The 25,181-nt window shown below is 69.9% G+C and carries 24 protein-coding genes and 1 pseudogene; 14 read left to right on the plus strand and 11 right to left on the minus strand.

Going from position 1 to position 25,181, the window contains the following annotated elements; translation table 11 throughout:
* Window positions 1–116: 116 nt before the first annotated feature.
* The 3 genes from L3078_RS43450 to L3078_RS43460 all read left to right on the plus strand — a co-directional run bounded on the left by L3078_RS43450 (window position 117) and on the right by L3078_RS43460 (window position 3,313).
* A complete protein-coding gene (locus L3078_RS43450) occupies window positions 117–1,199 on the plus strand; it encodes a hypothetical protein (protein ID WP_239759981.1) in 1,083 nt (360 codons plus the stop codon).
* A 15-nt stretch (window positions 1,200–1,214) separates the two neighbouring features.
* A complete protein-coding gene (locus L3078_RS43455; protein ID WP_239759982.1) occupies window positions 1,215–2,474 on the plus strand; it encodes a caspase family protein in 1,260 nt (419 codons plus the stop codon).
* Window positions 2,475–2,668: 194 nt separating this feature from the next.
* Window positions 2,669–3,313 carry a dihydrofolate reductase family protein gene (locus tag L3078_RS43460; protein ID WP_239759983.1) on the plus strand — a complete coding sequence of 215 codons (645 nt, stop codon included), beginning with the start codon at window positions 2,669–2,671 and terminating at the stop codon, window positions 3,311–3,313.
* 289 nt (window positions 3,314–3,602) lie between these two features.
* Here the strand turns inward: L3078_RS43460 and L3078_RS43465 are convergent, their stop codons facing one another.
* From L3078_RS43465 to L3078_RS43500, 8 genes and pseudogenes are all read right to left on the minus strand, one after another.
* Window positions 3,603–4,442 carry an aldo/keto reductase gene (locus tag L3078_RS43465; protein WP_239759984.1) on the minus strand — a complete coding sequence of 280 codons (840 nt, stop codon included), beginning with the start codon at window positions 4,440–4,442 and terminating at the stop codon, window positions 3,603–3,605.
* 161 nt (window positions 4,443–4,603) lie between these two features.
* Window positions 4,604–5,545, minus strand: coding sequence for an arabinan endo-1,5-alpha-L-arabinosidase (locus tag L3078_RS43470; RefSeq protein WP_239759985.1), 942 nt, complete (start codon window positions 5,543–5,545; stop codon window positions 4,604–4,606).
* A 212-nt stretch (window positions 5,546–5,757) separates the two neighbouring features.
* On the minus strand, window positions 5,758–6,318 hold the full coding sequence (locus L3078_RS43475) for a hypothetical protein (protein ID WP_239759986.1): 561 nt from the start codon (window positions 6,316–6,318) through the stop codon (window positions 5,758–5,760).
* A 159-nt stretch (window positions 6,319–6,477) separates the two neighbouring features.
* Window positions 6,478–7,203, minus strand: a complete 726-nt coding sequence (locus L3078_RS43480) for a hypothetical protein (protein WP_239759987.1) — start codon at window positions 7,201–7,203, stop codon at window positions 6,478–6,480.
* A 213-nt stretch (window positions 7,204–7,416) separates the two neighbouring features.
* Window positions 7,417–8,913 (minus strand): RICIN domain-containing protein, encoded by a 1,497-nt coding sequence (locus L3078_RS43485; RefSeq protein WP_239759988.1) that lies wholly within the window; start codon window positions 8,911–8,913, stop codon window positions 7,417–7,419.
* A gap of 421 nt (window positions 8,914–9,334) precedes the next feature.
* On the minus strand, window positions 9,335–10,099 hold the full coding sequence (locus L3078_RS43490; RefSeq protein WP_239759989.1) for a hypothetical protein: 765 nt from the start codon (window positions 10,097–10,099) through the stop codon (window positions 9,335–9,337).
* A 223-nt stretch (window positions 10,100–10,322) separates the two neighbouring features.
* Window positions 10,323–11,195 (minus strand): NmrA family NAD(P)-binding protein, encoded by an 873-nt coding sequence (locus tag L3078_RS43495; protein WP_239759990.1) that lies wholly within the window; start codon window positions 11,193–11,195, stop codon window positions 10,323–10,325.
* Window positions 11,196–11,311: 116 nt separating this feature from the next.
* Window positions 11,312–11,707, minus strand: a pseudogene (locus tag L3078_RS43500) (nuclear transport factor 2 family protein); the annotation flags it as partial.
* Window positions 11,708–11,808: 101 nt separating this feature from the next.
* On the opposite strand from L3078_RS43500, the gene L3078_RS43505 reads away from it, so the two are divergent.
* The 3 genes from L3078_RS43505 to L3078_RS43515 all read left to right on the plus strand — a co-directional run bounded on the left by L3078_RS43505 (window position 11,809) and on the right by L3078_RS43515 (window position 13,637).
* The gene (locus L3078_RS43505) at window positions 11,809–12,399 is read left to right on the plus strand and encodes a TetR/AcrR family transcriptional regulator (protein WP_239759991.1); all 591 of its coding nucleotides are present in this window, start codon (window positions 11,809–11,811) and stop codon (window positions 12,397–12,399) included.
* A 99-nt stretch (window positions 12,400–12,498) separates the two neighbouring features.
* Entirely contained in the window at window positions 12,499–13,152 is a 654-nt protein-coding gene (locus L3078_RS43510) for a TetR/AcrR family transcriptional regulator (RefSeq protein ID WP_239759992.1), read from the plus strand.
* A gap of 44 nt (window positions 13,153–13,196) precedes the next feature.
* Window positions 13,197–13,637, plus strand: a complete 441-nt coding sequence (locus L3078_RS43515) for a VOC family protein (protein ID WP_239759993.1) — start codon at window positions 13,197–13,199, stop codon at window positions 13,635–13,637.
* A gap of 76 nt (window positions 13,638–13,713) precedes the next feature.
* Here L3078_RS43515 and L3078_RS43520 read toward each other — a convergent pair whose 3' ends face one another.
* On the minus strand, window positions 13,714–15,099 hold the full coding sequence (locus tag L3078_RS43520) for an MFS transporter (RefSeq protein ID WP_239759994.1): 1,386 nt from the start codon (window positions 15,097–15,099) through the stop codon (window positions 13,714–13,716).
* A 273-nt stretch (window positions 15,100–15,372) separates the two neighbouring features.
* Here L3078_RS43520 and L3078_RS43525 point away from each other — a divergent pair, with 273 nt between their 5' ends.
* A complete protein-coding gene (locus tag L3078_RS43525; RefSeq protein ID WP_338059554.1) occupies window positions 15,373–15,804 on the plus strand; it encodes a PP2C family protein-serine/threonine phosphatase in 432 nt (143 codons plus the stop codon).
* Here L3078_RS43525 and L3078_RS43530 read toward each other — a convergent pair.
* Both L3078_RS43530 and L3078_RS43535 read right to left on the minus strand, forming a co-directional pair.
* Window positions 15,773–16,888: an alcohol dehydrogenase catalytic domain-containing protein gene (locus L3078_RS43530; protein ID WP_239759995.1), complete on the minus strand. Its 1,116-nt coding sequence runs from the start codon at window positions 16,886–16,888 to the stop codon at window positions 15,773–15,775. The two genes, L3078_RS43525 and L3078_RS43530, sit on opposite strands and share 32 nt — an antisense overlap.
* Window positions 16,885–17,781, minus strand: a complete 897-nt coding sequence (locus L3078_RS43535) for a fumarylacetoacetate hydrolase family protein (RefSeq protein WP_239759996.1) — start codon at window positions 17,779–17,781, stop codon at window positions 16,885–16,887. The genes L3078_RS43530 and L3078_RS43535 overlap by 4 nt, the downstream gene beginning before the upstream one ends.
* A gap of 219 nt (window positions 17,782–18,000) precedes the next feature.
* Between L3078_RS43535 and L3078_RS43540 the strand changes: the two genes are divergently transcribed.
* From L3078_RS43540 to L3078_RS43570, 7 genes are all read left to right on the plus strand, one after another.
* Window positions 18,001–18,918, plus strand: a complete 918-nt coding sequence (locus L3078_RS43540; RefSeq protein WP_239759997.1) for a VOC family protein — start codon at window positions 18,001–18,003, stop codon at window positions 18,916–18,918.
* A gap of 149 nt (window positions 18,919–19,067) precedes the next feature.
* Entirely contained in the window at window positions 19,068–19,964 is an 897-nt protein-coding gene (locus tag L3078_RS43545) for an ABC transporter substrate-binding protein (protein WP_239759998.1), read from the plus strand.
* Window positions 19,965–20,164: 200 nt separating this feature from the next.
* The gene (locus tag L3078_RS43550) at window positions 20,165–20,968 is read left to right on the plus strand and encodes a GntR family transcriptional regulator (RefSeq protein ID WP_239759999.1); all 804 of its coding nucleotides are present in this window, start codon (window positions 20,165–20,167) and stop codon (window positions 20,966–20,968) included.
* Window positions 20,969–21,268: 300 nt separating this feature from the next.
* Window positions 21,269–21,733 (plus strand): PhlB family protein, encoded by a 465-nt coding sequence (locus L3078_RS43555; protein ID WP_239760000.1) that lies wholly within the window; start codon window positions 21,269–21,271, stop codon window positions 21,731–21,733.
* Between the two features lie 61 nt (window positions 21,734–21,794).
* Window positions 21,795–23,078 (plus strand): CaiB/BaiF CoA transferase family protein, encoded by a 1,284-nt coding sequence (locus tag L3078_RS43560; RefSeq protein WP_239760001.1) that lies wholly within the window; start codon window positions 21,795–21,797, stop codon window positions 23,076–23,078.
* A gap of 112 nt (window positions 23,079–23,190) precedes the next feature.
* Window positions 23,191–24,369 (plus strand): acyl-CoA dehydrogenase family protein, encoded by a 1,179-nt coding sequence (locus tag L3078_RS43565; protein ID WP_239760002.1) that lies wholly within the window; start codon window positions 23,191–23,193, stop codon window positions 24,367–24,369.
* A 25-nt stretch (window positions 24,370–24,394) separates the two neighbouring features.
* Window positions 24,395–25,177, plus strand: coding sequence for an electron transfer flavoprotein subunit beta/FixA family protein (locus tag L3078_RS43570; RefSeq protein ID WP_239760003.1), 783 nt, complete (start codon window positions 24,395–24,397; stop codon window positions 25,175–25,177).
* Window positions 25,178–25,181: the final 4 nt, after the last annotated feature.

The following is a 25,181-nucleotide window of genomic DNA, read 5'->3' on the forward strand; positions in this document are numbered from 1 at the left end:
TGCCCAGGGGCGCAGGGACACGCGCCTCAGGCGGGTCCGGGGTCGGGCGCGGACGATGCGGTGGTGAAGGGCCGGTGCGGCGCATCGGCCACGCCCGACCGAGAGAGGCCCGGATCATGCCCGTACCCCAGACCCGTGCGCGGACCCCGGAGATCACCAGGTCCCGGAGCGCACAGCCGGCGGAGATCGCTCCCGCACCCGCCGGCGAGCAGGCGGACCAAGCGAACGGGATGGCCCCGACAGCAGGACTCGCGGCCCCGCCGACGCCGTCGCTGGAGCGGTTCTTCCCCGGCTGCTTCGAGATCCTCCTGCCCGCCGTCACCGCCGCCCTCCCGCAGATCTTCGCGGCGTTCCGTGTCGAGAACCAGTCACGTACGGCGGAGGCGGCGCTGTCCGACCAGGAACTGGACCGCGCCTTCGCGGAGTTGCTGTCGCTCGTCGCCCCGCTGCTGTCGGACGTGCTGCCCGTGCTGATCGAGCAGATCCACGAGTTCGGCGAGCAGCGAGCCGCCGCGGGGGAGGGGCCCGTCGACGACGAGGCCCTGGAGCGGTTCCTTCCGCCACTGCTCGGCGCGCTCGTACCCGTTCTCGTCGAGGCGCTCCCGCCGGCTCTGCAGGGCGTCGGCGGCGTGATCGGGGGCGCGATCGGGGACCTGTTCGGCGACGGCCGTGACGGCCGGGCGTCCCTGCCCGACCTCATCGACAGCGAGGTGTCGAGCCGCTTCCTCGGCCCGATCCTCCAGGCACTCCTCCCCGCAGTCGTCGAGAGCCTCCCCGCGCTCTTCTCACTGATCAGCGGCCAGGGTTCACCGCTGTCGCGCGACATGAGCGTCATCTGGGCGGACTTCGCGGACAGGCACCGCCTGTGGGACAACGACATGATCCAGGTGTGGACGGAGCCGATCGACGATCCGAACGCCGTGGAGATCGCTCTCGAACTGGCGCCGCACAAGACATGGGAGAAGGCCATCCAGGTCCAGGACGACAGCGGTGGGTTCGTCGCCGAGGTCTCGGTGAAGAACAGCAAGAAGACCGATGTCGTGCGCGTGGACGCCCGCACCGTCCTCGACGCCAACGGCTACCTGCTCTTCAAGAAGGCCAAGCTGTTCGGCGTCATGACCGGCGTGTACCGCCTGCAGACGGGCGGCCAACAGCAACTCCGCGGTCGCCGGGCGACGTTCTACTGGTCCGCGGACTGAGGGGAGCGTGCACCGATGCGAACGCTCCGATGGGGAGACAGCGGCGACGACGTCGCCGCACTGCAACAGTCGCTTCAGCGGCTGCGGTACTACGGGGGTGTCGTCGACGGACGGTTCACGGCACTGACCAGGAGCGCGGTGGTGGCGTTTCAGCGCGCTCGCGGGCTGGTCGCCGACGGTGCCGCCGGGCCGGCGACACTGGCCGCTCTCGGCCTCGGGGAACCCGCCTCGCCGGTCCCGCAGTTCCCGCCGCCGCAGGACGGCGCGCAGCAGCCACCGCCTCCGGGAACCCGTGCGCTGTCCCTGCACATCGGGCTCAACGGCGTCGACAAGGCCGCGTACGGCGGCTGGTCCGGCCGACTCAGTGGCGGTGAGCAGGACGCCCACACGATGACCCGCATCGCCAGGGCCGAGGGGTTCACCACGCACCGGCTGCTCACCGGGGACGCGACCGCGTCCCACGTGCTCGACGCGATCGCGGACGCGGCACGCCGACTCGGCCCCGGGGACTTCTTCCTGCTCACGTACGCCGGACACGGTGGGCAGATCGCCACCACCGACGCCGAAGACGAGACCGACCGGAAGAACGAGACCTGGGTGCTCCACGACAGGATGCTCATCGACGACGAATTGAGCGCCGCGTTCGCGGAATTCCGTGAAGGCGTGAACCTCGTCCTCGTCTCGGACAGTTGTCACAGCGGTACCCTCTACCGCCGTGGTCCCGACCTCTCAGGCGTGGACGAGACCGAGTACGCGGCGGTCAAGCGCTCGTTCTACGAGAACCTCGGCGTGGGGCGGGACCCGCTGAGTGCCGCCGGCGTCGTCCCGCACTTGGGACAGCGTGACGTGGAGCTTGACGTGGCGCGTGTCGTGACGCGGGAGATTCCGCTCGACGTCAACGCCGAGATCGTGCTGGCCGATACTCGGTTCTACCGGAGCATCCGCGACAGAGTCCGCTCGCGCTCCCCGATCACGGCCAGTGGCCTGGCCCTGAGCGCGTGCCAGGACAACCAGCTCTCACAGGAGGTCAACGGCGCCGGAGTCTTCACCTCCGCCCTGCACCGTGTCTGGTCCGACAACGGGTTCACCGGCTCCTACGACGCCTTCCACCGCGCGATCGTCGCGCAGATGGGCCCGAACCAGACCCCGCAACTGGGCCTGTTCGGCAGGCGCCCGGAGAGCCTGCTGGCCCGCACACCGTTCGACAGCGGATTCACCACCGGATTCGCCACCGGCACCCTCGGTGCGTCCGCCACCAGGCGAGCACGGTGGTGATGCACACGGACCCCTGAGAAGAGCGCCCCGGTGCTCCCCGCCCGCGCCGACGTCGCAGGCGGGGAGCACCGGTCTCTCCCGGTTCCGTGCACCGTTCCCGTCGGCATGGATCCGGATCAGCGCGGCGCGATGAGTTCGGCGGCTTTCGCAGGTCTACCTTGTGACCGGGACGACCACCTCATCGGGAGCAAGCCATGGGCCTCATCCACATCGAACTGTTCGCGACGCTCGACCTCGTCGGGCAGGCGCCCGGCGGTCCCGACGAGGACCCGGCCGGGTTCCCGTTCGGCGGCTGGCAGGCACCCCTGTTGGACGAGGTCGCCGGGGCGCAGATCGGTGCCGCGTACGAGGGCACGGACGCCCTCCTGCTCGGTCGGCGGACGTACGACATCTTCGCCGCCTACTGGCCACACCAGAAGGGCGGCGAGGACGGCGAGATCGCCGCCCTCTTCAACCGTGTCCCGAAGTACGTGGCCTCCCGCGGCAACCCCGACCTGTCGTGGGCCGGGTCCACGCACCTCGGCCCGGATCTGGCCACCGCGGTACGCGAGATCCGTGACCGGCACGAGCACGTGAAGGTCGTCGGGAGCCTGGACCTGGTGCAGAGCCTGCTGCGCGAGAAGCTCTTCGACCGTCTCGACCTGTGGGTGCACCCGATCGTGCTCGGCGTCGGGAAGAAGGTGTTCGACGGCGGTGAGGTGCCAACGAACCTGACACTCCTCGAACCGCCGGCAGCCGGCCCCAAGGGCACCGTGTACCTGCGGTACGCACTCGCCGAAGGCACCCCCGGCACAGGGGACATGAGCGCACCCGATCGCGGCGTGGCGCAGACCGACTGAGACCGGCTCCCGATCCGCGACCGCCCGGACCCTTCCTCTGGTCGGCTGGTTCAACACCTCAGCACTGGTCAAGACGCAGTGCGCCGACCCTGCGCGATTGCCGCGCCGCTCGCCGTAGAGACACCGTCGCCGTATCTTGGGCAGGACATCGGTCGCGTGTTCAGGGGATGGGTGCGGATCGCGGATCACGTCGCCTGGGATCGGGGTTTCCCGGTCAAGTAACGGTGACGGTCGAGGGAGTGGGCTGTTGTTGCGCGGCTCCTCCGCCTCTGCGCTCCGGTGCTGAGCCCTACGCCAAGCCGGGCAGCCGGTCGAGGCGGTCGCGGTGTGACTGCGTCAGCTGGAGGCGTTCCGCGGCGAGGTTCTCTTCCAGGTGGTCGATCCGGGCGGTGCCCGGGATCGGGAGAATGACTGGTGAGTGGCTGAGGAGCCAAGCGAGCGCGACCTGCGTGGGCGTGGCGTCGACCTCGGCCGCCACCGCTCCGACCTCCGACCGCGCCCCTGACTCCCCCCAGGCGACTGGGCGCCATGGCAGGAACGCGATCCCTGCCGCCTCACAGGCCGTGAGCACGGGCTCGTGCTCACGGTCGAGCAGGTTGTAGCGGTTCTGCACGCTCGCGACGTCCACGATCTCCCGTGCCTCCTTGAGCTCCTCGACGGTGATCTCGGACAACCCGATCCGGCCGATCTTGCCCTCGGTCCGCAGATCCCGCAGCGTGCCGAGCTGGTCGGCGAGCGGTGTCTCCGGATCGATGCGGTGCAACTGCAGCAGCTCGATCCGCTCGAGACGCAGTCGGCGCAGAGCCTGCTCGACCTGGGCGCGCAGCACAGCAGGCCTCCCGTCGAGCCTCCACTCGCCCGAAGAGCCCGAGCGCGCCACGCCGACCTTGGTGGTGACGAACAGCCCGTCCGGGTAGGGATGCAGCGCATCGGCCAGCAGTTCCTCGTTGGCTCCCCCGCCATACATATAGGCGGTGTCGATCAGAGTGACGCCCAGCTCGACGGCCCGCCGGGCGACCGCGATCGAGGTCTCACGAGCCGGTCTCGGCTCCGTCGGCAAGTGCATGGCCCCGAACCCGAGCCGCCGTACGTTCAGATCCCCACCGATACGGAACGCAGTCGATGTCACGCGCTGTCTCCCCCTCGCTCAACCGGCCACGCTAGCAGCGCAGTTGGCCACAACGTCGGTCCAGCAACGAAGATCGGCCGACCACCACCAGGTCGAGCCAGCACTCCGATGTCGTCGAGTCCGCCTGCGTCAGGGCCCTCCAGGCGGGGACGATCTCCCGATCAGTAGGCGACGGGCCATCCGCCGCTCCAGTTCAGGAGGTTGATGCCGAGTTTGGGTCTGCCGTTGTCGTTGGCGTCGTAGTAGTGGTAGACGATCAGATCGCCGTCGGTGTCCTTCATGATCGACTGGCCGCCGGGCCCGATGTAGCGGCCATGGGACTCCAGCACCGGTGTCCCGCCGTTGTTCATGAGCGCGACGCCGTTCCTGTCGAGGTACGGCCCGGTCACGCTGGTGGCGCGCCCGACCTTGACCTTGTAGGTCGAGTCGGTGCCGGCGCAGCAGGTGTCGTAGGAGGCGAAGAGGTAGTAGAAACCGCCCCGTTTGACGACGAAGGGCGCCTCGACCGCCTTGGTGCCGGTGGGGCGGGAGGCGAGGGAGTACCGGGTGGTGTTGCCGGCGAGCTGCTTTCCGGTGGCGGGATCGAGCTGGATCATCTTCAGCCCCGTCCACCAGCTCCCGAAGGACAGCCACCACGTGCCGTTGTCGTCGACGAACAGGTTCGGGTCGATGGCGTTGTAGTCGTGGGAGGCGGTGGAGGAGTAGACGATGCCGTGGTCGGTCCAGGAACCGGGCAGACCGGTGGCCGAACCGGCCAGCCCGATGGCTGACTTGTTCGACCCGAAGGTCGAGACGGAGTAGTACATCAGGTACTTGCCGCCCTGGAACGAGATGTCGGGCGCCCAGGCCTCGGTCGCCCCGTACTGCGACCACCAACTCGGCCTGGCGGAGAAGGCGTCGCCGCCCGCCCCGAACGCGATCCGGTCGGTGGAGGTGCGGTAGGACAGGCCGCCTCCGGTGGCGTACAGGAGGTAACGCCCGGCGGAGGTGCGGATCATTGTCGGGTCATGGACGACGGTGGCCCCCGTGACCGTGCCGGGGTTGGGGTAGGCGGAGGCGGCGGTGGGGGCCAGGGCGAGCAGTACCGCGGCCGGGACGGCCATGAGCGCGGCTCTGCGGGAGGGTGGGAGCGGGCGGAATGTGCGGGGGGTCCGAGAGGTACGGCTACGGGTGCGGGGGATGCGGCTCATGCGGACGCTCCTAGGTGGGGGGTGCCGTTCGTGATGCCGAACGGCCGTCGCGTCGTCGGCCGGGACCGTAGAACCGAACACCTTGCGCGTCAATGGCATGCACAGACACCCGAAAGTCTTCGCAACTATCGCGCTTCGAGGGGGGGGCAGGGCCCGTCCGTGGCGCCTGGGTTCGGATCGACGTTCCATTGCCGGGGCAGGTCCGCGTCGCAGAAGACGCAGACGAAGTGGCCCTCTCGCACGATGTTGTTCTCCCGGCAGGCGGGACACCGTCGGAAGAACACTGCGTGGGTGAAGCGGTCCGGGTGGTCGAGGCCGGCTTTGTCCAGCGCCTGTGCCACAGCCGGCCACGAGGTGACGTCCGGGCAGTAGCCGGTCGACTGGTTGCTGACCTCGTTCACCGTCCAGTGGCCGGCCTGGGTGGAGAAACTCATCTCGCCGGCACTCAGCACCCGGCCGCCGCTCGCGCAGGCGACGTGTTCGCTGCGGCGCGGGGCCAGCCGCAGGACACCGTCCGTGCCGATGACGAAGGTGAAGGGTTCGTCCAGTTCGTCAGCGGTCCTGGCTGCTACCCAGCCCGCGAAGTCGGCAGTCGTGCGGATCGCGACGCCACTGTCTGCCGACTGGACGGCGGCGATCACATGGTGCGGCCCGACATAGCGGTAGGCCCGGCTGGACGTACTCATGTCGATCAACGTAGGACACGTCGACTTGGCGTGCGCAGAGTTTCCGGCGCGTGGATCTCGGCCTTCCGCCGTGAAGTACAGAGCCGACCTGCGGGCGACGCGGCCGGGAGCCGCGTAGGGGCTCCGCTCGGCTGCCTCCCCCGGCGCGGCCGGCCTCCTTCAGTTGATCGGCTGTCGAAGCTCGCCCCGGATCCGGGCGGTCCGCTCGGCGAGGCTCGCCAGGTCCACGTCCTTGGCGTCCCAGGAGGAGGTCCCGGGATCGATCTCGCCGATCAGCGCGCCGGTGTTGCCGTCGTTCCAGGCGCACATCGGCATGATGACCCGCATGTTCAGGTCCTCCTTGGCGATCACCTGGCAGGTGACGGTGACGTCCGAACCGGAGGGGCGGAAGTCCTCGGGTGCCCGGGCGAGCGACATGCCGTCCGGGTCGGCGGCGCCCGCCAGCCAGGTGTCCCGGGCGTCGTCGGCGTCCTGGAACCGGCCGTACATGCCGCTGACGTTCAGCTGGCCACCACGGTCCGTGGGCCTGTAGATCGCGACGGCCGCCTGGACGTCCCGGCCGCCCAGGGCGCTCTCGGCGTGCCGCACGTAACTTTCCTGCGGGGAGTCGGAGAGATCCTCCTCCAACGTGTACTCACCGTCGAGCAGCGTCTCGGGCATGGCCAACCGGTACCGAGCCTCGGGAAAATCTCCGTCAGTGCCGGTGCCGGTGCCGGTGCCGGTGCCGGTGACCATGACCGCGGCCCAGGCGACGATCGACAGGGCCATGACCCCGCCCACGGCCCCCAGGACGACACCCACCCGGCTCTTCTTCTGCGGGGGAGGCGGCGGCAGGATGAACGGCTGGTGCGCGGGGGACTGCTGTGGCGGCGGGGGCGTGGACACGCCATGAAGCTACTGCACACACGACACGTCCGACACGTGGTAGCCGCTCCACCGCCGCCTCTTCACCGGCGATCCCGGTACCGTTCACCCCCGCGTCGATCGCCGTCCGCATCGCCATCAGCCGGTCCTACTCGGCGCCGGCCGGTCCTGCTCGCCATAGGCGTTTCTACTCGCCTTCGGCCGCGGCCGGCCCCACTCGGCACCGGCGAAGTCTCAAGTCCCGGACTGGAGCGTGGACGTTCCCTGGACCGGCTCGACCAGCCATCGCTGTTCCGCGTCTCCGTTCCGGGGACTCGGTACCAGGATGGTGCCGATCTCGGGCGCGGCCGGGGCGATCACGAGGTTCCTCTTGTCGCGTGTGAGGAGCTCCCCTTCGGGGCTCAGCTCGAAGCGGAGGCCGAACGACACGTCGCCCGAGGAGTCGCAGAGCTCCAGATCCAGGACCTCGTCGTCCCCGCCGGCGTCGAGGCACAGATCCGGCTCGGCGACGTTGCGCAGGAGCCCGTTCTCGACGTAGGTCCACTGCTGCGTGCTGGCGGCTGAGCAGGCGGACAGGGTGGCCTCCGCGCCACGCTTGGGCGGCGTTCCCCGGACGTCCATGCACAAGTCCGCGGCCGCGTTGCGCAGTCGGCCGCTCTCCGGGGGGACGGGGAGGGCGGTCGAGGTCGCGGGGGATGAGGGTGACGGCGTAGGCGTGGGCCGCTGTGTCGACGGAGGCGGTGCGGTGGTGTCGGACGAAGTGCCGCCCACGACGTATGCCGCCGCGACAGCTGCCGAACCGACGGCGATCACAGCAACGAGGATCTTCGTGCCCTTGCGGTTGACACCAGCCCTTCGCCTCCCTGCCGGCTTTCGCGGCGTCTGTGAAGTGTCCGAGGGCCGGGCGTCGACTCCCTCGACGGCCGTGGCAACGGACGGTGTCCGCGAAGGGCGTGCCCGGCACACGGCCAGATAGGGGTGAGCGCTCTCGCCGAGCAGCGCTTCCGCCAGCAGCACGCCCGGTTGCGTGGCGCAGAGCCTGAGCTGTTCGGCCGTGTCCTGGCAGTAGGAGCAGTGATCCAGATGCAGTTGCACCTCGGGCAGCGTGGTACCGACCCCGCGTGAGGACGCGTCGAGGAGGCGGCTGTAGTCCCGGCACTCTCTCCCGGCCGCGTTCTCGACATGCGTGCGCAGGAGAGCCGATCGCCATTGCTCCCGCGCCCGGTCCAACTCGAAGGGCGGTATGTCCCCTTCGATACCGAGCAAGGCCGCGGGAACGGTCGACGGTTCGGCCTCCACGTCCAGATGCCACAGAACGTACTGGGTGGTCCTCGGGAGCCGGAGAAAGGCGACGTGGCTCAGATGCCGGTTCTGGGTGACCGAGTGTGGAGGGAACCCGTCGCCGGACCCGGACCCGGACCCGGACCCGGCCTGGTCGTATGACAGCCCCGAACCGGTGCCGGCCTGTGAGCGCGCACGCGCGGTGTTCCGCACGGTGACGAGGAGGCGAGGGCGCAGGGCGTCGGTGGACCCGGCTCGTTGGAGGTCCCGCACGACATTGCGGAACGCCGTCGAGGCGAGCGCGCGCGCCAGGGCGGGAGAACCGGAGGCGCAGATCTCCGCATAGTCGGAGACCGACGGCCCGTGCCGCGCGATCAACGCCGCGACCGGCGTGGTGCCCTCGAGGGTCCGGGACATCCTCAGCGCGGCGACGAGCGCGTCGTCGGACATCCCTGGAGCGGTCTCGGGGTCGGGAGCCGGGCTTCCGGGAAGCGGATGAGCGAAAGACACAGGGGGCTTTCCTTCTCCCAGGGCGCGCTGGGCAGCCTCGTCCCGGGCCGATGCGGGAACAGCGGCAGCGCGGACCTGGAGTGGCCGTGCGGAGAGAGGTGTTGAGTTGGTGACGCCCGGACGATGCCGCGCGACCGTCTTGTGGGGAAGCGGGCAACGCCACGACCCGTGTGAGCCGATAGGCCGGTTACGGATTGTTCCAAGCGTGAACCACCCTGTCATACAGGCCAGATGTCCAACAAGAGATGCCAGAACGAAAGAGAACGAGATCGGCGCTCGCGGCCAGGACGGTCCTCGCACCAGGCGCGATGGGGGCATCTTTGCCCAAGGGGAAGGCCCAACCGGCGCCTCCCCCTGCCGTTCACATGAACGGCGGGTCCACCGGCGGCCATGGGTAGCCCAGTTGCTCGGCGTCGTGCGAACCGCCCCAGACCTCGGCGGTGGCACGGGGATCGCCCGCGGTCAGCCGAGCTTCGAGGCGCTCGGCTTGCACCGTCGGGGGCTCCGCGGAGATCGGGAGGGTCATCCCGAACTGGAGCCAGGGCAGAGCCGCGTCGCCCCGGTCGCGGGGATGCCACAGGACGACGTGGATTCGATCGGGTTCCGTGCGAAAGGCCCAGACGCCTTCCAGCTCGCAGTCCCACCTGACGAGCCAGTCCGCGCGTCCCCTCAGCCCCGCCTCGAGCATCCGCGCGACCGCTCCCGCCGGCCACTCCCAACTCCTGTCCTCTCCGGCTCGCACGACCTCGGCGTCGTATTGCTCCGCGGTGAACCGAAGCTCCGGCAGGTCGACGTCCTGGTTGGCCGGGTCGCGCCAGCCCGCCCAGACGACATGATCTCCGTGCCGCGCGACCGTCATGTACAGCGCCCCACAGCACTCCTCCACGCCGCACCCGGACACAGCGAGACGAACCTCGCGGGGCGTCGCCGTGGCGTGCAACGGCCCTTCCTGGTCCAGCAGAACCCGGGGGCCCACCCCCACGTACCGGGAGCCTCCCACCCCGCCGGAGACCAACACCTCGGCCAGAAGATCCAGGCCGTTGACGATCGGGCGGACCTCCACGACGCCCTCGTCGGGCGGAGGGCACGCGATGCTCAGGCTGAGGAGGTCCGGTCTCGTGGTCATCGGCCAATGATCGCGGGCCGGCTCAGAACTGTCAGGCGAATTCGCGTGGGCTCGGCTGGCGGCTGACGACTGACGACTGACGCAGGGCGCGGTGCCGCTCTTTGCCGTGCATTTGACGGACCAGGCTCTGCCACCGCCGCCCCGGTAGGCCGCGGCGGTATCCACGCTCCCGGCCACGCCGGATGTTCTGCCCAGCCGACCGAGTCTGACCGCTCTCCGTCATTCAGGGGGTGTGCGGCGCACGTCGGTCGAGGCGTGTTGCCTCCCGGGCGACGACCGCGCGGAAGCTGTGCGGTTCTCGCCCGGTCACGCGCCGGACCACGTCGGTGGTGCGGTCCTCCGCCCCCTCGGCGATGGCACGGTCCATGTCGGCCAGCATCTCGGCGAATTCCCGTCCCACCAGCGGCGCGAGGCGATCACACTGCTGCTCGTGGGTCAGTTGGCGGTGGACGACGGGTCGGCCGGTGACCTCGCCGACGATCGCGGCGACCTCGTCGTGGCTGAGCGCCTGCGGCCCGGTCAGGATCAGATCGGTGTCGGGGGAACGTACGTCGGTCAGGGCGTGCACGGCGACGGCGGCGATGTCCTCGGCGTCGACGAAGCCGACCCGGCCCGTGCCGGCCGCGGTCGCGATCGTGCCGGTGTCACGGATGTCGAGCGCGTGGGCGTGCGTGCCGGTGAAGTTCTGCATGAACCATGACGGCCGCAGCACGGCCCACTCGTCGAAGAGACCTGGCAGAGCCCCGTGCACCACCCCCACTGCGGGGCCACCCTCGGGAATGGCCGACGAACTGAGCAGCACCGCGCGGCCGACGCCGTTGGCGCGAGCCCGCTGGAGGAAGGGCAGCATGACCGTCGCCGGGTCGGGATCGCCCACGGGCGGCACCAGATAGAGGCGGTCGACTCCCGCGAGCGCGGTGCCGTGGGAGGCGGGCTCGTACCAGTCGAAGCGGGTCGGCTCGGCGCCCGGAACCGGGGTGCCGTGCCGACTGGCGGACCTGACGCGGTGGCCGGCGGCGATCAGCTGCGCGGTGACGCGGCTGCCGGTGGTGCCGGTGGCTCCTACGACCAGAGTGTTGCCGCGCCCGTCGGTCATCGGTCGCTCTCCAGGTCGTTCTCCAGGGCGTCGGTGCCGTCGAGGCCTACTCCGACTTCGGCTCCGACTTCGACTTCGGCTCCGACTTCGACTTCGACTCCGACTCCGACTTCGAGTTCGAGGGCGGCGAGCGGGTTCCAGTAGTCCCGGTAGGAGTGGATGAGCCCGTCGCGGACGGTCACGACGGCGACGTAGGTCATCTCGAAGGGGCCGCCTGTCGCGACCACGCGCCCCACTCCGCGCATCTCGACCACGATCGTCTCCGGGGCGGTGGTCTCGTGGATCCGCACCTCGGGGAAATCGTGCAGGTCGATGTGGTCGGGGTAGGGGCGCATGTACGCGGCGACGGCCTGCCTGCCCTGGAGTCGGCGCGGTCGGCCCGGAGGGGCGAAGGGGAACTCCATGGTGCCGTCCTCGGCCCACAGGTCGACCCAGGCGGCGATGTCCTTGTTCAGCAGCAGGCGCAGGCTGTGACGGTACAGGTCCGCCGGTGAGGTGGTGCTTGTGGGCATGATGCGCTCCGTCCCGTACGATACGGACCTCGGGTCCGTTTCATCTTCACCGAACGATACGGACCCTGGGTCCGCTTTGCAAACAGAGGGAGCCGCGCCACATGGTCGAGCGCACACCACGCAAGGACGCCGTCCGGAACCGGGCGGCCCTCCTCGCAGCCGCCGACGCGCTCTTCGCCGACGGCGAGAGTGCCGAGACCGTCACGATGGCCGACGTCGCCACGGCGGCCGGTGTCGGCAAGGCATCGCTCTTCCGCGCGTTCGGCGACCGCACCGGGCTGATCCGCGCCCTGTACGAGGCACGGCTCGAACCGGTGCGGGACGCCGTGGAAACGGGCCCGCCGCCCCTGGGGCCCGGCGCCCCCGCCCGGGAGCGTGTGATCGCCCTGCTCGACACCTTGCTGTGCTTCAAGCTCGACAACCGCCACCTGGCCCTGGCGCTCGAGGAAACCGGGAGCGGCAGCCCCTACCGGGCGGAGCACTACGAGTACTGGCACGGCCTGCTGGAATCCGCGCTGCGGCAGATTCCCGGCCTCCCGGACCCCGGCTTCACCGCCCACGCCCTGCTCGCCGCCACCCGGGCCGACCTCGTCGAACACCTCGCCGGCCGTGAGCGCGTACCCCGCGAGACCTTGCGCGCGCAGCTGGCCGCCTTCGCCGCGCGAGCCCTCGCATGCCCGGACGTCCGCTGACTCCATCGGACAGCGTGCGTGATGGTTGCCCGCGGCCGCGGCGCCGTCCTCTTCTCCGGCGTGCCGCGTCCCTCCGGTGTGCTCGGTAGGGTCACAGCCATGACCGACACCGCAGATGCCGCCAAGCGCCGTGGGCCGCAGAAACGTCTGCAGTACGGAGAGGGGCGGGAGGCGCTGCTCAACGCCGCCGTGCGCGTGGTGGCCCGAGGCGGGCTGCGCAAGCTCACGTACCGCGCTGTCGCGGAGGAGGCCGGCGTCACCCACGGTCTCGTCGTGCATCATTTCGGTTCGCGCGACGCGCTGATCGAGGAGGCCCTGAGTCACACGATCCGCACTTCGCTCACCACCAGCGCCCTGGAGCCGGGCACCGGCAGGGTCACGGACTTCACGAGCGGGCTGTCGGACATGGTCACGACTGTTCCTGATGCTCAGATGTTCCAGTACGAGCTGCTGCTCGAAGCGCGCCGCAGGCCGGAGTTGCTGCCCCAGATCCGCGCCCTGTACGAAGAGTATTTCGAGGCGACGCGGCGCGAGTTGGCGCGCATGTTGCCCGACGGGGCCAACCGCGCGCTGAGCAGGCTGATCTTCGCCGCGCTCGACGGACTGGTCATGCACCAGCTGGTCCTCGACGAACCCGAAGTCACCGACGCGGCCCTGGAGGAAATGCGCAACCTGCTCAGGCTCCTTGGCGCGGATGGTGTGGACGGCGCGGATGGCGCGGATGGCGCGGAGGTGTCGGTGCCTGTGGAGTGAGCGTCTGATCAGCGGGTCTGGCGGAGTCGGAAGGAGCGACCAGCATGGCGATTCAACGGATGGACAACGTCGGCATCGTCGTCGAGGACCTGGACGCCGCTGTCGCGTACTTTCTGGAACTCGGGATGGAGGTCGAGGGCAGGGGGCAGGTCGAGGGCCCTGTCGCCGACCAGTGCACCGGACTCGACGGCGTCCGCTGTGACATCGCGATGCTCCGGACCCCAGACGGTCACAGTCGGCTCGAGCTGGCGAAGTACCGCAGTCCCGAAGCGGTCGGCGCGGGGCCGCGCGACCGGCCGCACAACGTTCTGGGCACGCACCGGGTCATGTTCGCCGTCGACGACATCGAGGACACCGTTGCCCGGCTGCGTCCGCACGGCGCCGAACTCGTCGGTGGGATCGCCCGGTTCGAGGACAGCTATCTGCTCTGCTACGTCCGTGGCCCGGAGGGCATCATCGTCGGACTGGCCGAGCAACTGCGCTGACAACGCTGCACGCGTCGTGGCAGCCCCGACGGGGCACTCGGTGCGAGTGCCCCGTCCGAGCCGACGACCGCGCGGATCAGGTCGGCTCAGGCAAGGAGCGCGCGGTCCCGTCCACGCTCACGCGTCCCGCCGGTGCCGCCTCACCAGGAGAGCGGGGCACCAGGCCGATCAGTACCGCGCCGATGAGGCCGGGTACCGCGAGGGCGTAGAAGTTCCACTGGTACGCCAGCCCAGCACCGATGATGAGTCCGAGCAGTGGTGGCGCGAGCATCGAGCCGATGCGGCCGAAGCCCAGCGCCCACCCCAGCGCCGTGGCGCCCATCCGTACCGGGTAGTGCTTGGAGATGTGGGCGAGGACAAACGTCTGTGTTCCCATCGCGCCGACACCGCCCATCGCGACAGCCGCGTACAGCACCGCCGTGGGCAGCCGCAGGCTGAGGAGGACCACGGCCGCTCCGGCCAGGAGGTACGTCGTGACGATGATCGGCTTGGAGCCGAGTCGGTCGGCGGCGAAGGAGATGAGGAGTTGGCCGACGACGGCACCGAGGTTGAACATGAGCAGGAAACCGAGTGCCGACCCGGCGGAGTAGCCTGCCCGGCGCATGATCTCCGGGAGCCAGGTGTTGTACCCGTAGATCATGAACAGGCACAGGCACGACATGGCCAGGAAGCAGAGCGTCGCCGCGACGTAGTCGCGGGAGAACAGGGTCTTGACCGGTGACATGCCGTCCCGGTCGGTCGCGTCCGGCGACTGGGTCGACGCCGTTGCATCCTCGGGCGCGCCCGCCAGGTCGATGTTCCAGCGTCGCGCTGTCGCCTCCGCCTCGGCGTACCGGCCCTTCGCCTGGAGGAAGGTGATCGACTCGGGCAGGAACTTCAGGGCCACGGGCACGACGAGGATGAGCGGGAGGAGCCCGAGCAGGAACATCGCCTGCCAGCCGAACCGGGGGATCACCGACATGCCCACCAGTGCGGCGATGATGCCGCCCACGGGAAAGCCGCTGAAGATGATCGCGAACACGAGGTTGCGGGTTTTCGGGTGTGAGTACTCGCCGCTGAGAGCGCTGGCGGTCGGCAGCACACCACCGAGGCCGAGGCCGGCGAGGAACCGGAAGAGTCCGAACAGTTCCGGGGACGTCGCGGTCGCGCACAGGCCTGTCATCACCGAGAACCAGGTCAGGCAGGCGATCAGCGTCTTGCGTCGGCCCAGTGTGTCGGTGAGCGTGCCGACGGTCGTGGCTCCGATGAGCATGCCGATCAGAGCGAACGAGCCGATCAGCCCGGCGCCGGCGGGAGTCAGACCCCACCCGCCTTCGTGCAGCAGGGACGGGATGACAGCGCCGTAGATCACGACGTCGTACCCGTCGGCGACGATGGCGAGCCCGCAGATCGCGAGAACCAACACGGTGACCGGAGGCCACGTGGTCTGGCCGCGACTTCCTCCGCGACTGTCTTCGAGCATGACAATTCCTCTCACATGGCTTGCGGGTATGAGTCTCTTTCGCCCTTGGATGCGGCGTGCGTGCGTGCGTGCGTTCGGCGGTGGCAGCCCCGGGTCCGGCGAGCGGCCGGCGACGGCCCGGCTGCATCGACTGCGCCTCGGCTCGCATCGCTAAGTGTGCACACTATTACGGGGCTGTAAAGGGTGCTGTACGGGAAAAGGGGACATGGCGCGAGCTGACTGCTCCTGCCCGCCTAGGATTCGCGAGAGCATGTGTATGCATAAGTGCGGCGGGTGGAGCGTCTCAAAGCATCTGACCGGGTCGCCAGGGTGATCGGCGATGTGATGGGGCACGGGATCGCCGAGGCGGCCACGATGGGCCGGCTGCGCACGGTCGTCCGTCCCCTCGCCGACCTGGAGATGCCCCCGGACGAACTGTTCAGCCGTCGCAACGACCTGGTCGCCGAGTTCGGCGAGGACTTCTACGCCACCTGCCTGTACGCCGTGTTCGACCCCGTCGCCCGCACCTGCACGTACTGTCTGGCCGGGCATTTGCCGCCGGTCATCGTGCACAGTCCCGACGTCGCGCCCGGCCCGCCGCTCGGCGCGGCCAAAGCCTTCTCGTCCATCTGGACGGAGCAGGATCTGCCTCGGCCGGAGTGTCGGACGACGCCCCGGCCGAGGCCCGGCGCTGTCAGGTGTCCCAGTCCTCCGGGCGTACGGTGAGCGCCACGCGCCCGAGGCTGTTGTCGTCCTCCATGTAACGGTGGGCGTCGGCTGCGCGGGCGATGGGGAACGTACGGTCGACCACGGCCCGGAAGCCGTTCTCGACCTGCCTCCACAGTTCCGCCACCGCTGCCGGGTTGCCCGTGCGTACCCCGATGATGCGGTGGCAGTCGGAGTACACGCGCCGCAGGTCGATCCCCACCTTGCCGCCGAGGAAGGCGCCCGAGGTGACCACCGCGCCGCCGCGGGCCAACGAGTCGATGGTGGCGTCCCAGATGTCCGGGTCACCGAGGTTGTCCACGGCGATGTCGACACCGCGACCCCCGGTGGCCTCGCGTACACGCTTGACGAAGTCCGGCGCGTTGGTGTCGAGCACGAGGTCGGCCCCCGCCGCGGCCATGGCCGCACGCTTGTCGGCCGAGCGGGACGTCGAGATGACCTTCGCGCCCAGGTGCTGGGCGTAGGCGGCCGTGGTGGAACCGAGTGCGGAGGACGCGCCCTGGACGAGGACCCAGTGCCCGGGGCGGAGCCCTGCCTGCGTCATCTGGTTGGCGGCGACCGGGCCGAGGAGCGCGAGGGCGGCGGCCATCGCTGCCGGGATGCCGTCCGGGACCTTGTGGACGTTGACCGCGGGCACCACGCAGAACTGCGCGTAGGCGCCGGGTCGGTGTGTGCCGATCACGGTCAGGCTGTCGCAGACTTCCTCGCGGCCGTCCGCGCAGTAGGCACAGGTGCCGCAGGCGACACCGGGCAGGACGGCCACGCGGTCGCCGACCCGGACGGAGGCCACGCCCTCGCCCAGGGCGGCGATCGTGCCGGCGTGGTCCGCGCCGAGGATGTGGGGCGGCTCGATGGTGGCGTAGGGATGGTTGCCCGCGCGTGCCGTGAGGTCGAGCAGTCGGCCGATACCGACCGCGGCGACCTGGACGAGAACCTCTCCGGGGCCGGGGCGCGGTGTGTCGACGGTGGCCTGTTCCAGGACGTCGGGCGGTCCGAACCGACGGAACAGCATGGCTCGCATGGTCGTCGGCACCGGCAGCGCTTCCGACCAGCCGAGCCCGGAAACGGTCAGCGTGTCGCTCATGACGCCACCACCTTGTTCTCCAGGCGACCGATCCGCTCGATCTCGATGACTATGTCATCCCCGGCGGTCAGGAACTCCCCGCGCGGGACGCCACAGCCGGCCGGTGTGCCGGTGAGGACGACGTCTCCAGGCTCGAGGCGGGTGATGCGACTGGCCGCCGCTATCACTTCCGGGATCCGCACCATCATCTGCGCGGTGGAGGAGTCCTGCTTCAGGACTCCGTTGACGCTGAGCTGGATCCGCAGGTTCTGCGGGTCGGTGATCTGCCAGGCGGGCACCAGCCCGGGGCCCAGGGGGCAGAAGCCGTCCTGTCCCTTGTGGCCGACCCAGTCGAAGGTGAACGGCTCGGCGACCGGCTTGTCGGACTTGAGCCGGTCCCGGGCCGAGATGTCGTTCGCCGCCAGGTAGCCGGCCACATGGCCCATGGCCTGCTCGGGCGCGAGATCGCGGCCACCACGACCGATGACGACGCCCAGTTCGGCCTCCCAGTCGACACGTGCGCCCGGATAGGCGGGCAGCGGCACCGGGTCCCCCGGACCCGTCACGGTCGTCGTCGGCGGCTTGAGGAAGAAGAACGGGTCCCCCAGCTCGTCGGGACGTTCGCAGCCCATCTCGGCGATGTGGTCCCAGTAGTTGGCGCCGGCGCAGAGCACCTTGCCCGGATAGGTGAGCGGCGGGGCGAGCCGGGCGTCCGCGACGGCCTCGGAGGCCGCCGGTGTCCAGTCACGCAACAGCGGGGCGAGCGACTCCCATCGCGCGAGGACGTCCATCAGCGTGAGGCCCGCGGTCCCGGGGGGACCCTGCACCACGATTCCGTCGGTGTACGCACCGACGGTGACTTTCTCCGAGTCGTCGACCCGGTACTGCACCAGTGACCATTCAGGCGGTTCCATGTTTCCTCCGGCATACGGCTCTCTGAAGCAGCTGAACCATAGTGCATACACATTGGCAGAGGAAGGGGCTGCGGCATCGCGCATGATCCTTATGCGGCGTTCGCTGTCGGCCTGGAAAAGCTTCCCTGGGTGTATGGACATCGAGCAGCCTAGGTGTGCACACTTGCTGAGGGGTGCTCGTGCGTGATGCGGGCTGACCCAGAACCATGAGGAGTGCACATGTTGCGTGTCAAAGGTCTGCTGCACTACGGACTCCAGGTGCCGTCGCTCGAAACGGGCGCGGACTTCTACGGCGCGTTCGGACTGGAGACGGCGGAGCGCGGCAACGCGGTGGTGATCCGCTGCGACGGCCGGGAGCAGGATCAGACGGTGCTGATGGAAGGGCCGGTCAAGCGGCTGCACCACGTGGCCTTCGCGGTGGACCCGGACTCGCTGCCCGAATGGCGGCGCCACCTGGAGGGGCTGGGCCTCAGGTTGCTGGACGCGCCGGCCGAGGTACCCGGCGGGGTGTGGTTCCGCGACCACGAGGGAAACCTGGTCAACCTCCGGGACGAGGGGATCGCACCTTGGCGCGAGTTCGGAACCACGGACGCGCAGGACGCCAACGTCGGCGACCGCATCCGCCGGATCGACCAGGCCCGCTGGCTGAACGCGAGCGAGAACACCCGCCCCCAGCGACTCGGGCACATGCTGATCTTCAGCTCCGACGTGAGCGCGTCCGAGGCCTTCTACACCCGCACGCTCGGGCTGCGCCTGTCGGACCGCATCATCGACGGCGGGCCCGTCTTCATGAACTCGGGGCCTGGTGACCACCATGTCTTCGGGTTCGTCCCCGGAACACACCCCGGCCTGCACCATTCCAGCTGGATGGTCGCCGACATCGACCAGATCGCGATGGGCGCGCGGAACATGGCCGCCGTGGGCTACGAGAAGGGCTGGGGCCTGGGCAGGCACACCCTCGGCTCGAACCTCTTCCACTACATCCAGGACCCCTGGGGCAGCTGGATCGAGTACTCCGGCGACATGGACCGCATCACCGAGAACTGGCAGCCGAACGACTGGGACTGCCCGGCCGCCATCTGGAGCCCCGACATGCCGGCCGACTTCATCACCAATCAGGAGGACAAGCCCGCGTGACATGTCGGGGGCCGCTGCTGTGGCACCCCGACATGTCAGGCGGGCTTGAGTCCCTGCGTGCCCCCGTGCCCCCGTGGCCTCGTGGCCGTCCTGCCGCTCGGCCGCCTGGCCCCAAGGAGCCGTTCCATGCAGAGTTCGGAGAGTTCCTCATGATGTCCGCGCTGAGCGCGCCGCACCCGTCCGGGAAGCCCTCCCGGCAGCTCACCGTGGGCGTCTTCCCGGGCGCCGGCGGTGTGCATCTTCACCACGCCATCGACTCCGGGTACTTCCGGCAGGCAGGGCTGGAGGTGAACCTCGTGCAAGTGGTCTCCTCCGACCAGCAGCTGGCGGGCTGGAACGACGGTGACTTCGACCTCATGCACACCTCGCCCGACCACCTGCTGCGCGGGCTTCTGCAACGGGACCCGGTGGCCGTCCGGGCCGAGGGCATCGGCGAACTCGCTGTCCACCGGCGCCAGGGAACCCCTCTGCCGACGGACCGGTGGGCGGTCGACAACGCGCACAGCGCCTTCGCGTTCGTGCTGCGCGCCGTTCTCACCGACGTCGCCGCGTCGCCGGTGACCGACGACCGACTCGTCCCCGTGGGCGGTACGTCGCAGAGGTTCCAGGCCCTGCTGTCGGACGCCGTGGACGGCACCACACTCCATCCGCCCTTCGACGTCCTCGCCGCCGAGCAGGGCTTTTCCCGCGTCGGCGGCCACCTTCAGGTCGTACCCGACCTCATCACCAACGTGGTGGTGGCCCCACGTGGGACGGCGACGACATGGCACACCCGTGCCTACGTCGAGATCTGCCGCAGGAGCACCGAGGAACTGCTGGCCTCCGGCGCACCAGGCGTCGAGGCGGCCCTGCTGCGGCACGGCATGCCCGAGGCGATCGCCCGGGCCGCCGTCCCCGGCCTCCTCGGGCCCGCGGGCCTGTCGACCTCACCCGAGGTGACCCGGCACGGCATGGAGGCGGTGGCCGACCTGCGCCGTCGCTACGCACCTGACTGGCAACCCGCCCGCCCCCTCCCCTCCCTGATCGGACCCGACCAAGCACGCTGACGCGGATCACCGCCGAGGCGAAGGCGCGCCGGGGCCTCACCCCGAACCACGGCGCCCGTGCGGCCGCACGGGCGGGAGCCCGCCAGGTGGATACAGTCACCGGTCTCCGGAGCCTGGTCGGAGGCAGACCGGCAGTTCTCCACAGTGGAGTTGGGAAGTCGCTCTGTATCGGCTGCATACACCTGGGTACACTCCTCGGCGTGAGCAGGAGCAGAAGCGAGTCCCGCGAGGAACAGCGGCCGGCCGACGACGAGGGCGGGGCGCGGGCCCGGGCCGGGGCGCCGGGCGAGAGCCCCACGGCAGCCGCGGGCGGACGCCGACTCGCTCTCGACGTCCACGCTCGCCTGCGCACCATGATCCTGAACGGGGAGCTGCCTCCGGGGTCGGCGCTGCTCCAGGCCGAGATGGCCCGGAAGCTGGGCGTCAGCCGCACACCCATGCGCGAGGCGTTCCGGCTGCTCCAGGAAGAGGGCCTCATCGACGCGCGGCCCGACCAGCGCGCACGGGTCCGGTCGGTGGACCCCGAGGACCTCGACGCCGTCTACGGGGCCCGCATCATGCTCGAATCGCTCGCCGTCAGCATGACCGCCAAGTCGTTCACGGCTGCCGACATCGAGCGCATGAGCGACGCCCTGGAACGGATGAAGGCGTTGGCGGTGGACACCCAGCCCGACGAGTGGCACGCGGCGCACCACGCGTTCCACGGCATCGCCACCCAGGCGGTGGGGCCACAGTTGCAGCGCATGATCGCCTCGCTCGGAGAACACAGCGAGCGCTACATCCGCCTGGCTCAGCTGGGCGCGCCCGCGTCCTGGGGCAAGGCGTACGCGGAGCACGAAGCGCTCCTGGAGGCGATGCGCCAGAGCGACCCCGCCGGAGCCGCACGCGTGGTCGCCCGTCATCTGGCGCGCACCGCGCTGAGCGTCCTGGCGGACATCGCCCCCGAGTACGAACCCACCGCCACCCGGACGGCGTTGGGGCTCGCGGGCAACGGCCAGTCCTGACACGTCCCGCCGCTACTCGCACCGTCGGTGGTGCGCAGCGGCCTCCGGTGATGGCGTCCCGGTAGGCCGTGTCCTCCCGTGCTGTCAGGTTCTCGGGGCCGTAGCGAGCGTAGCGCCCGCAAGGTGGCTCTGACCTCGGTGAACGGAACGCGTCCGGCGCACAAAGATGCGTCAGCTCGTCGTTGACCGGCGGTCCGCGGCAGGGCCAGGGTGGTGGAGCCGGATCGGATTCCGATCTCCCGTTTCGGGTCACCGAACATCTCCCGTCTCGGGTCACCGAACTGCGTGAAGGGGGCCGTGATGCTCCAGACAGACATCTGTGCAGACAGCGAGCTCAGGAAAGACGACGAAGCGGCAGCCGCCGCGACCGCGCCTGCCGCGACCTCGCCCGCCATGCGATCGACGCCCGCCATGCGATCGGCGTCCGACGTACCGGCGGAACACGACGAACTGTTCTTCCAGCGCTGTCTCTGGTGCGCCACTCCGGCCTACCGCCGCTCGTTCTGCCGAGCCTGCGGCTCCATGACGTTCCGACGCGAACGCAGCGCGGGTGACGGGATCGTCGTCCGTCGCCACGGCCAGGTCCCGCACCACACATGGTTCGTCGCGATGAACGAGGGCTTCAACCTGCTCTGCCGGACGACCGACATGGCGTCGGTCACGGTCGGATCGAGGGTGAGTGTCGTACGAGCGGTCGCCCCCCTCGGTCAGGGACTTCCCGTCGTCGAACCCACCCGTCCGCCGACTTCGGAACGCCGGTGGTGACGGGAACAGCCGGGACATCGCCGTACGCGAGCGAAAGACCGACGAGTAGAGAGGAAAGTGCGTGAGCACCCAGCACAATGCGCCGCACGAAGCGGCCGGCGTTCTCGGCGGAGCGGGGCGCGGGGCGCTGGAGGGTCTGCGCATCGCCGACTTCTCCCGGGTCCTCGCCGGGCCCTACGCCACCATGCTCCTCGCCGACCTCGGAGCGGACGTGGTGAAGGTCGAACGGCCGGGCATCGGGGACGACACCCGGGCCTGGCACCCGCCGGCGGACCACGACGGCACGTCGACTTACTTCCTCGGCGTCAATCGGAACAAGAGGTCGGTGGCCCTGGACCTGACGACCGACGCCGGCCGTGAACAGGCCCGCGCCCTGGTCGCGGAGTCCGATGTGCTCGTGGAGAACTTCCGCCCCGGAACGATGGAGCGGCTCGGCCTCGGCCCTCGCGAACTCCGCGCCCGGCAACCGGGGTTGGTCTACTGCTCGATCAGCGGCTTCGGCGGTGGCGCGGGTGCGACGATCCCCGGATACGACCTGCTGGTGCAGGCCGTCGGCGGTCTGATGAGCGTGACCGGTGACGCGGCGGGGGAGCCGGTGAAGGCCGGCGTGGCCCTGGTCGACGTGATCACCGGCCTGCACGCGTCGCTGGGCATCCTCGCGGCCCTCCGGCACCGGGACGCCACCGGGGAAGGGCAGCTCGTGGAGGTGAACCTGCTCAGTTCGCTGCTGTCCGCCCTGGTCAACCAGGCGTCGGCGTTCGCCGTCGCCGGTGTCGTCCCGGGCCGCATGGGCAACGCGCACCCGAGTATCGCACCGTACGAGACCTTCTCCGCCGCCGACCGTCCGATCGCCATCGCGGTGGGCAACGACCGGCAGTTCGCGGTGCTCGCCGACCTCGTCGGAGAGCCGGGTCTCGCGCGCGACGACCGCTTCCGCACCAATGCCGACCGGGTGGCCCACCGCACCGAACTGCGGGACATCCTGACGCGGCGGCTGAGCGGCGCCGGCGCGGACCACTGGTCGGCCGTCCTGTTGGCCGCCGGCGTGCCCGCCGGGCCGGTCAACACCCTTGACGAGGCATTCGACTTCGCCCAGAAGCTCGGCCTCCCCGGCATCGTCGAGATCCCCGCCGTCGAGAACCCCGCTGCCGCGACCCCCGCCGCGTCCGCCGCCGACGGGGCACAGGGCAGGCCCTTCCGCCAGGTCGCGAACCCCATCGCGCTGAGCGGCACACCCCCGCAGTACCGGCTGCCACCACCCCGTCTGGGCCAGCACTCCGCGGAGATCCTGCACGGCCCTTCAGACCTCGACCACGCCCCCGCGCCGGACCAAGCGGACGGCTGACGTCCCGACGCGGGCACCACGACCGACCGATCACCGAGATCACCGACCGGTCACCGACGGCTGATCACCGACCGATCACCGACCGATCACCACCAATCCCCAGGAGTTCACGATGAGCGGCGCCAAGCCGATGAAGGACCCCCTCGATCTGCTCGACCTCCCCTCCACGCTCACCGACGAGGAGCGTGAGATCCAGGCCACCGTCGCCAAGTTCCTCGCCGACCGGGTGCGTCCACACATCGGCGAGTGGTTCGAGAACGCGCACTTCGCGCGTGAACTCGCCCCGGAACTCGGCAAGTTGGGCGTGCTGGGCATGCACCTCGAAGGCTACGGCTGCGCCGGGACGAACGCGGTCAGCTACGGCCTCGCCTGTCTGGAGCTGGAGGCCGCGGACTCCGGGTTCCGCAGTTTCGTCTCCGTGCAGGGCTCGCTGTCGATGTTCTCCATCTGGAAGTGGGGCTCGGAGGAGCAGAAGCAGGAGTGGCTTCCCCGCCTCGCCGCCGGTGAGGCGATCGGCTGCTTCGGCCTGACCGAACCCGACTTCGGCAGCAACCCGTCCGGGATGCGTACCAGCGCCGTCCGCGACGGTGCCGACTGGATCCTCAACGGCTCCAAGATGTGGATCACCAACGGCGGCATCGCCGATGTCGCCACCGTCTGGGCCCAGACCGAGGACGGCATCCGTGGCTTCCTCGTCCCTCGCGGGACTCCTGGCTTCACCACCCACGACATCAAGCAGAAGATGTCGCTGCGCGCGTCCATCACCTCCGAGCTGTACTTCGACGACGTACGGCTTCCCGACTCGGCCCGACTGCCCCACGCCCAGGGCCTGCGCGGTCCCCTGTCCTGCCTGAACGAGGCCCGCTTCGGCATCCTGTTCGGCGCGGTCGGCGCGGCCCGCGACAGCATCCAGGCGGCCATCGAGTACGCCGACTCCCGCGTGCAGTTCGGCAAGCCGATCAGTGGCTTCCAGCTCACCCAGAAGAAGCTTGCCGACATGAGCGTCTCGGTGGGCAACGCCGCGCTGCTCGCCGTGCACCTGGGCCGGCTCAAGGACCAGCACCGCATCCGGCCCGAGCAGATCAGCGTCGGAAAGCTCAACAACGTCAGGGAGGCGATCGCCATCGCGCGCGAGTGCCGCACGATCCTCGGTGCCAACGGCATCTCCCTGGAGTACTCACCGCTGCGCCACGCCAACAACCTGGAGTCCGTCCTCACCTACGAGGGCACCAGCGAGATGCACACCCTGGTCGTCGGGCAGGCCATCACCGGCTACCCGGCGTTCCGGTGACCACCGCGGACCGGGGGAGACGACCGTGAACATCGTCGTACTCGTCAAGCAGGTCCCGGACACGGCTGCCGAACGCACGCTCTCCGGGGCCGACCACACCCTCGACCGCGAGGACGCCGACCTCGTCCTGGACGAGATCAACGAGCGCGCGGCGGAGGAGGCGCTGACGCTGAAGGAGACGATGGGCGCCGAGGTCACCGTCGTGTCGATGGGACCCGAATCGGCGCGGGAGGCCATCCGCAAGGTCCTGGCGATGGGGGCGGACCGAGGCATCCACATCTGCGACGACCGGCTCCACGGAGCCGACGTGGTGACCACGGCGAGGGTCCTGGCCGCGGCCGTGCGGACGGTGCGGGACGTGGACCTGGTGCTGGCGGGCAACGCGACGACCGACGGACAGTCGAGCGCGGTCCCCGCCGTCGTCGCCGACCTGCTCGGCTTGCCGCCGTTGACGCACGCGAGGGAGTTGACGGTGGACGCGGGCCGCGTCCGTGCGGAGCGTGAGACGGAGGACGGCGAGGTGACGCTCGACGCGCCACTGCCCGCGCTGGTCAGCGTCACCGAGAAGATCAACGAACCGCGTTACCCCTCCTTCAAGGGGATCATGGCCGCGAAGAAGAAGCCGGTGGAGACGGTCGATCTCGACGACCTGTTCCCCGACGCGGACGACACAGGGTTCCGCGTGACCGGCACCCGTGTGGTGGAGGCCGTACCGCGTCCGGCGCGGGTCGCGGGAACCCGGATCACCGACGACGGCTCGGCCGGCCGGCGACTCGTCGAATTCCTGATCGCCCAGAAGCTCGTCTGAACCG

Source organism: Streptomyces deccanensis, from assembly GCF_022385335.1.
Classification (GTDB): domain Bacteria; phylum Actinomycetota; class Actinomycetes; order Streptomycetales; family Streptomycetaceae; genus Streptomyces; species Streptomyces deccanensis.

What these genes read in the sequence shown, in the direction of transcription:
- L3078_RS43510 (WP_239759992.1), top strand. Translation starts at nt 12,499, where the DNA reads ATGACCGACACCGCAGATGCCGCCAAGCGCCGTGGGCCGCAGAAACGT.
- L3078_RS43495 (WP_239759990.1), bottom strand. Translation starts at nt 11,195, where the DNA reads ATGACCGACGGGCGCGGCAACACTCTGGTCGTAGGAGCCACCGGCACC.
- L3078_RS43535 (WP_239759996.1), bottom strand. Translation starts at nt 17,781, where the DNA reads ATGGAACCGCCTGAATGGTCACTGGTGCAGTACCGGGTCGACGACTCG.
- L3078_RS43520 (WP_239759994.1), bottom strand. Translation starts at nt 15,099, where the DNA reads ATGCTCGAAGACAGTCGCGGAGGAAGTCGCGGCCAGACCACGTGGCCT.
- L3078_RS43565 (WP_239760002.1), top strand. Translation starts at nt 23,191, where the DNA reads ATGAGCGGCGCCAAGCCGATGAAGGACCCCCTCGATCTGCTCGACCTC.
- L3078_RS43470 (WP_239759985.1), bottom strand. Translation starts at nt 5,545, where the DNA reads ATGGCCGTCCCGGCCGCGGTACTGCTCGCCCTGGCCCCCACCGCCGCC.
- L3078_RS43490 (WP_239759989.1), bottom strand. Translation starts at nt 10,099, where the DNA reads ATGACCACGAGACCGGACCTCCTCAGCCTGAGCATCGCGTGCCCTCCG.
- L3078_RS43555 (WP_239760000.1), top strand. Translation starts at nt 21,269, where the DNA reads ATGCTCCAGACAGACATCTGTGCAGACAGCGAGCTCAGGAAAGACGAC.
- L3078_RS43450 (WP_239759981.1), top strand. Translation starts at nt 117, where the DNA reads ATGCCCGTACCCCAGACCCGTGCGCGGACCCCGGAGATCACCAGGTCC.
- L3078_RS43540 (WP_239759997.1), top strand. Translation starts at nt 18,001, where the DNA reads ATGTTGCGTGTCAAAGGTCTGCTGCACTACGGACTCCAGGTGCCGTCG.
- L3078_RS43455 (WP_239759982.1), top strand. Translation starts at nt 1,215, where the DNA reads ATGCGAACGCTCCGATGGGGAGACAGCGGCGACGACGTCGCCGCACTG.
- L3078_RS43515 (WP_239759993.1), top strand. Translation starts at nt 13,197, where the DNA reads ATGGCGATTCAACGGATGGACAACGTCGGCATCGTCGTCGAGGACCTG.
- L3078_RS43475 (WP_239759986.1), bottom strand. Translation starts at nt 6,318, where the DNA reads ATGAGTACGTCCAGCCGGGCCTACCGCTATGTCGGGCCGCACCATGTG.
- L3078_RS43505 (WP_239759991.1), top strand. Translation starts at nt 11,809, where the DNA reads ATGGTCGAGCGCACACCACGCAAGGACGCCGTCCGGAACCGGGCGGCC.
- L3078_RS43530 (WP_239759995.1), bottom strand. Translation starts at nt 16,888, where the DNA reads ATGAGCGACACGCTGACCGTTTCCGGGCTCGGCTGGTCGGAAGCGCTG.
- L3078_RS43545 (WP_239759998.1), top strand. Translation starts at nt 19,068, where the DNA reads ATGATGTCCGCGCTGAGCGCGCCGCACCCGTCCGGGAAGCCCTCCCGG.
- L3078_RS43460 (WP_239759983.1), top strand. Translation starts at nt 2,669, where the DNA reads ATGGGCCTCATCCACATCGAACTGTTCGCGACGCTCGACCTCGTCGGG.
- L3078_RS43485 (WP_239759988.1), bottom strand. Translation starts at nt 8,913, where the DNA reads ATGTCCGACGACGCGCTCGTCGCCGCGCTGAGGATGTCCCGGACCCTC.